The following is a 6,217-nucleotide window of genomic DNA, read 5'->3' as shown; positions in this document are numbered from 1 at the left end:
GCTGAGAAGGTCCTTGATGGCAGCGGCAGCAGGTTTATCCTTTGCAGTGGTCATGGTGGGGCTCCTCTCGGAGTGCGTGACGTTGAACATCACCATCCTGCCATGACCGCCCCGCTCAGGCGATTTGCAGAACCTTCACCACACTACTCCGCCGGAACTGACAGTGCTTTAAGAGCCGGCTGGACTGACGCTCTACTCGACTGGCGCAAGGCACCGGTCCAAAAAAGCTTCCGAAGACACTCAGAAGACACATTATTCGGTTCCGTAAAGGGTTATCGGAAATTCGCCCATTTCTTGGCGTCCACGCAACAAAAAGGCCCGGGTTTCCCCGAGCCTCTTCTGCTGCCGCTGATACGGCGATCCTAGTAGGTGCCGAATTTGAAGTTCAGCTTGGCCCGGGCGACGAAGAAGTCCTGATTGTTATCGGTCTGCGGCAGGAACACATTGACCGGCGCGCCGCCAACCGGCGTAAAGGTCCCGATAGAACCATTGTTGTTGTTGCCCTGATCGATGCTGACCCACAGGCCCTCAAGGCCCAGAGTGACCGCGCTGGTGCCGCCGAACAGGTTCCAGTTCGTCGGCAGAGCCCACTCGACGCCACCACCGACTGTCCAGCCGGTGTCGTTGTCGGTGTAGGCCAGACCACCGGTGGCGTAGACCAGGACGCGATCGAAGGCGACACCGGCGCGCACGCGCACCGAGCCCCACCAATCCGCCGAGTCCTGGAACTTACCCGGCACAAAGGTGCCGCCGGCAAAGCCCGGACCCGGGATGAAGATCGCATTATTATCGTTGTTGTTGTCGATCCCCTGGATGTCGGCCTCAGCACCGATCACCCACGAGCCGATCTGGTAGTTGTAGCCGATCTGGCCGCCGCCGTTGAAGACGCCATCGTTGTTGTTATCGAAGATCAGCGTGCCCCCGGCGAGGCCGTCAGGAATGCCGGGTCCTCCGAGGAACACAGGGTCATTGTTGCTGTTCCGCCAACCCCAGCCGAGGTTGCCACCGATATAGAAGCCGGTCCAAGTGAAGACCGGAACGGCCGCGATCACCGGCGGAGGCGGTGCCTGGCGAAGGTCGGCAGCAGACACGGACGAGACAGCCGCCGTTGAGAGGGCTGTTGCAGCAAGCAGGCCAAAAATACGGTTCTTCATGAGCAATCCCCTTGTGGATGAAGCTTCACAAGGACAGACTATGGCTCAATTGCCAAGAAGAGCTATAGCAAATATGCAACACGTATTTGGACTCTACTGATTACGTCAGCATTGTTGATATGAATATGCGCCTAATACGTCGTGAATACTCCTAATATGTCGTGAATACTTTTGTCGATTTGACACGCCGCGGGGATCATGGCCTACTGGGCTGACTTCGGCGTAATCCCCCCGAAGGCGAGGAGCTCACTAAACCCTGCCCTCCCCGGGGCAGGGTTTTTAATGGCACACTTGTCACGACCGTTCAGTTCCATAAACGGCCTTGCCCGAAGCTCCCGCCATAAGCCATTGATAGATATTGCCCGCAACGGATGCCTGGCTCGGAAAGCCTCGAAATGGCACACTTGAGACGTAAGCCCGAGGGCAGCACTCCTCGCGTACCCGGACGTTCCGAAGAGGTCAGAGATTTGAGTGCCTGGCCTGAAGCCGCCATTCCAGAGAGCGACCGATTTCGCCTTCGCGGATCCGATCAAATCGCCGTGCCGGATCAGCCTCGGACTGGCCCAAGGCTCGGGAGCGAGTGATTTCAAGCCGGTGCCTCCGCCATCGCCTGATTGGCACGATTGATTGTCCCCGTCAGCAACCCGAGGCCCTGCTTGGGCGTGCTGCCCTGAGCATCAGATCTATCGGGGCTCCTCATGGTCGAACAGGATCACAATGGGCCGCGCGGTCAAGCCTTTTCCGTGGGATAGGCTTCTCGGGACTGGGAGAGCCGGAACTCTCCCACCACAGGAGCATTTTTAAGCCGTTTACTCAGCCCTTGCAGCGCCATGCCTCGCTTCTTCGTTCACGTTCGCAGCAACGGCCATTGTGGGAGCTATGACGCAATCGGGCTCGACTTCCCCGATGTGGAGACGGCCCGCTGCCAAACCTTGCGCGCGGCCCAAGGTCTCATCGGTGTGTTCGCCGCCCGCGGCCAGGATCCACGGGACCATGCCGTCGAGATCGAGAATGAAGCAGGCCACGTCGTGTTACACATGCCGTTCTCCGAGATCTTCCTTCGGGATCCTTGACGGTCCAGGCGGCGCAGCGGTCGACCCCCACGGCAAGGCTGTCAGGAGGCATGGGCACGCAGGACCCTTCGGCCGCGGCATGCGCTCCATCAGGGGCATCAAGGTGGCATCTCCATCGGGCTCGGCTTCCATTCCGCCACGGCGCGTGAGGGGCCGTAATTCCGCCGCCCGGCAAGTCCGCGGGTCATCCAGCCGGGCGTGAACCAGTCCCTCGGGCAGCAGAGCCCCTTGGGTTGGCCGGATGGGACGGCAAAAGGGGACATCGGCAGGCAAAGCCGCTCGATCGCCGCAATTGTCCGATAGCGTACATTGGAGTGATCGAGATCACCGCCTTGGTTTCCGATAGCGGGTTCGGTCAAACCGACTATGCGGTTCTTCGCGACCATTGTTGGATTTCAGCGAGGCGGCCGTGATGACCAACCAGAATGGACCTCCGTCCCTGCGCGTCCGCTGGGACAATCCCTCTCCGACGCTGCCAGCCGTCGTGGCCGGCCCTGGGCGGGTGCTTCCGCCTGGCTTCATCCAGCTCGGTGTCGCCACGGAGATCGCCCCGACCCTGCGCGAGTTCGGCCTCGATCCCAATCCGGTCATCCGGGAGGCGGGCCTCGACCCGCGCCTGTTCGACGACGGGGCGAGCGTCGTCCCGTATGCCGCTCTGGGCCGGCTGCTCACCCTGTGCGTCGACTGCACGCACTGTTCGCATTTCGGGCTGCTGGTCGGCCAGCGCGCCACGATCCTGTCGCTGGGCCTGGTCGGGCGCCTGATGCAGCATTCGGAGACGGTGGGCGATGCCCTGCACGCCCTTGTGGCGAACCTGAGCATCCAGGACCGGGTGACGGTTCCTGCGCTGACGACCAGCGACGGCACCGTCCTGCTCAGCATCGCGGTCTACCAGCCCGCGGCCGAGAGCGCGGACCAGGTCGCGGACGGAGCACTCGCGGCCATCGTCAATGCCCTGCGATCCCTGTGCGGCTGCGACTGGAGCCCGGCCGAGGTGCTCGTGCCGCGGACGCCTCCCGCGGCCCGTGAGCCGTATTGGCGTCATTTCAGGGCGCCGGTCCGGTTCAACCACGAGAGTGCCACCCTTGTCTTCCCAGCCCGCGACCTGGAGCGGCGGGTTGCCGGGGCCGATCCGATGATGCGAGCCCTGCTGGAGGAGCGGATCGGCCACCTGAAGGGGCCTCCGGGATGCGAGTTCTCCGACGATGTCCGGCGCCTGCTCCGTACGCGGCTGACGAGCCACCGCTGCTCGGCCGACGACACCGCTGAACTGCTCGCGATGCACCGACGTACCCTGAGCCGCCACCTGAAGGGCAACGGCATGGGTTACAGGGCCATCACGAACGAACTCCGGTTCGAGATCGCGCGGCAGTTGTTGCAGGACACCCAAGCGTCGCTTGCCCAGGTCGCGGCAGTGCTGGGCTACTCCGAAGCCAGCGCCTTCACGCGCGCCTTCCGGCGCTGGTCGGGCCAGACGCCGACCGCCTGGCGGGTCGAAGGCCAGCACGGCTGAAGCCCGCGAGCGGTGGCGATCGCGGTGGAGAACGGGCGCCGAGGCACGATGCCACCGGCGGGCTGGAATCCAGCGGGCACGTTCGGGCCAGCCTCCAAGGCCACGGGGTCCAGGTCGACGTGACAGGCAAGCTCGCGGGGCGTTCGAGTTCCGACCACTCGACCGTCGCCGAGCGATACCGGTCGCAGGTTCGGCCGCAAACCAGTCCTGCGCAGGGCTGGGGAGCATTCAGGACCCGGCATGCCCGCACGGTGGAACAAAGGGGACGAGGTCATGACGGACAAGCCCTATCCCGAAGTACATCCGGTGGCCGAGGCATCGCCGTTCAGGCCCTCCCTCCTGTGGCTCCTGATCCTCGCGCCCGTCGCCGCCTTCCTCGATCACGCCGGCACCGTTCCGGCTGGGGTGATCTTCTTTTGCGCCGCGCTCGCGATCGTGCCGTTCGCCAAGCTCATCGTGCAGGGTACCGAGCAGGTCGCCGTGCACACCGGGGCGACGATCGGAGGTCTCCTCAACGCCACCTTCGGCAATCTCCCGGAGTTGATCATCACCATGGCGGCCCTGCGGGCGGGCCTGCTGGAGATGGTGCGCGCCTCGATCGTCGGGGCGTTGCTTGCCAATCTTCTGATGGCTCTCGGCTTCTCCTTCCTGCTCGGCGGCCTTCGTCACCACAGCCAGGAGTACAATCCAAACGCCATCCGGGCATTCTCGTCGACCATGGTGCTGGCCTGGATCAGCTTGGCGCTGCCGAGCGCGTTCCATCGCGCCCTGGAAACGGAACCACATCTCGGCGTGCACGCCACCCTCGACTTGGTTGTGGCAGTCGTCCTGCTGGGGCTCTATGGACTGTTCCTGCTCTACTCTCTCAGAACCCATCCGGAAACGTTCGCCGAATTGAATACTCCGGCGATGCATGAGGAGATCGGCGGGCATCCGAGCATCGGGCGTGGTGTCGCGACGCTGCTCGTTGCGTCGCTGGGCGCGGCATGGATGAGCGAGATCCTCGTCGGTGCCGCCGAGCAGGCCGGACAGTCGTTGGGCATGTCGCAGATGTTCATGGGCGTGATCGTGCTCGCCCTCGTCGGCGGCGCGGCCGAATCCGGATCGGCCATCGCCATGGGCCGGGCCAACCGGGTCGATCTCAGCATCGGCATCGCGATGGGAAGCTGCGTGCAGATCGCCCTGTTCGTCGCTCCGATCCTGGTGCTGGTCGCGCCGGCCATGGGCCAACCGCAGTTCCAGTTGGTGTTCTCGCAGGCCGAGATGTGGATGCTGTTCGGGGCGGTGCTGCTCGGGGCGACCGTTGCCACGACCGGGCAGTCCAACTGGTTCAAGGGCGTCCAACTCCTGGCGCTCTACCTCATCATCGCGGCCATACTTTACCTGATCCCCGCCGCCCCTTAGCGAGAACACCATGCTGCGACAGCTTCTCCTGGGCGGCGCCGTGAGCCTCGGCAACATCGCCATCCATGCCGCCGTGATGGCCACGGTCGTGGGCACCGCCCGCCGCGCCCTGGAGTGGGAGCGCCATCGACCCCAGGTCCGGCTCGCCGCCGTCATGGTCGCGACCGTCGCGGTCCTGATGATCGCGCATCTAGCCGAAGTCATGGTGTGGTCGCTGGCCTACGGGATCCTGGACGTCGCCCCTCCTGGCGCCGATCCCCGGTACTTCGCGTTCGTCAACTACACGACGCTCGGCTACGGTGACGTCGTGCCGGTGGAGCGCTGGCGCCTGCTCGGCCCGATGGCGGCCATGAACGGTGCCCTGCTGTTCGGCTGGTCGACGGCGGTCATCTTCGAGGTGCTGCGGCAGGCCATGCGCAGCCGGGACCGAGGGGACAAGCCGTAAGCACGGGACAGGCGACAGGGCAAGATCCCGATTCTTACGGCCTTGTCCCAAACTGTCATGGCCCTGGCCTGATCCATCAAGCACCGCACCCCGAACGCGCCCAAGGTGGCCGCCCTGATGGGAAAGTCGTATGAGTGCATCGCTCAATCCCGCCGCACCTCACCACCTGCCAGCGTTCATCACCGCGCCGGGCGAGGCGGACGTCCTCATGGGGGTGATGGCCGTTGTCCTGATCATCGCCGTGCTGGCCGTCGGCCTGCTGTTCCTGCGGCTGCACACGCTGCCCGAGCGCATGGCGCACCGGTCGCACAAGCTCCAGTTCGAGATCGTCGCCGTGCTCGGCCTGCTGGCCCTGTTCACGCACCAGCACATCTTCTGGGTCGCCGGCCTGCTGCTCGCCCTGATCGACATTCCCGACTTTGGAAATCCGCTGCGCAGGATGGCCGGATCGCTTGAGAAGATTGCCGACATCCCGCCGGGCCAGGGCGCCGACGACGAACCCGATGGAACCGTCGCCGACGCCGTGCCGGGCGAAGGCGCGGTCGACATGCCGAAGCCCATCGCTCCCGCCCGGAGGCCGTCCCGTCCCAAACACCGGATCTCGCCAGTGAGCACGGGGAGCTGATCC

The 6,217-nt window shown here is 64.5% G+C and carries 6 protein-coding genes; 5 read left to right on the top strand and 1 reads right to left on the bottom strand.

The window, feature by feature from the left end; translation table 11 throughout:
* Positions 1-362 precede the first annotated feature (362 nt).
* The gene (locus tag AB4097_RS19320; protein WP_442042535.1) at positions 363-1,154 is read right to left on the bottom strand and encodes an outer membrane protein; all 792 of its coding nucleotides are present in this window, start codon (positions 1,152-1,154) and stop codon (positions 363-365) included.
* 830 nt (positions 1,155-1,984) lie between these two features.
* Between AB4097_RS19320 and AB4097_RS19315 the strand changes: the two genes are divergently transcribed.
* From AB4097_RS19315 to AB4097_RS19295, 5 genes are all read left to right on the top strand, one after another.
* Positions 1,985-2,227, top strand: a complete 243-nt coding sequence (locus AB4097_RS19315) for a DUF6894 family protein (protein WP_442042533.1) — start codon at positions 1,985-1,987, stop codon at positions 2,225-2,227.
* Positions 2,228-2,639: 412 nt separating this feature from the next.
* Positions 2,640-3,740 (top strand): AraC family transcriptional regulator, encoded by a 1,101-nt coding sequence (locus tag AB4097_RS19310; protein WP_442042531.1) that lies wholly within the window; start codon positions 2,640-2,642, stop codon positions 3,738-3,740.
* A 273-nt stretch (positions 3,741-4,013) separates the two neighbouring features.
* A complete protein-coding gene (gene cax, locus AB4097_RS19305) occupies positions 4,014-5,144 on the top strand; it encodes a calcium/proton exchanger (RefSeq protein WP_442042529.1) in 1,131 nt (376 codons plus the stop codon).
* Positions 5,145-5,154: 10 nt separating this feature from the next.
* On the top strand, positions 5,155-5,589 hold the full coding sequence (locus tag AB4097_RS19300) for a potassium channel family protein (RefSeq protein ID WP_442042527.1): 435 nt from the start codon (positions 5,155-5,157) through the stop codon (positions 5,587-5,589).
* 130 nt (positions 5,590-5,719) lie between these two features.
* A complete protein-coding gene (locus AB4097_RS19295; RefSeq protein WP_442042525.1) occupies positions 5,720-6,214 on the top strand; it encodes a hypothetical protein in 495 nt (164 codons plus the stop codon).
* Positions 6,215-6,217 lie beyond the last annotated feature (3 nt).

This window comes from Microvirga sp. 2MCAF35 (genome assembly GCF_052115545.1).
Lineage (GTDB): Bacteria > Pseudomonadota > Alphaproteobacteria > Rhizobiales > Beijerinckiaceae > Microvirga.
This window is presented reverse-complemented; position numbering and strand designations above follow the sequence as displayed.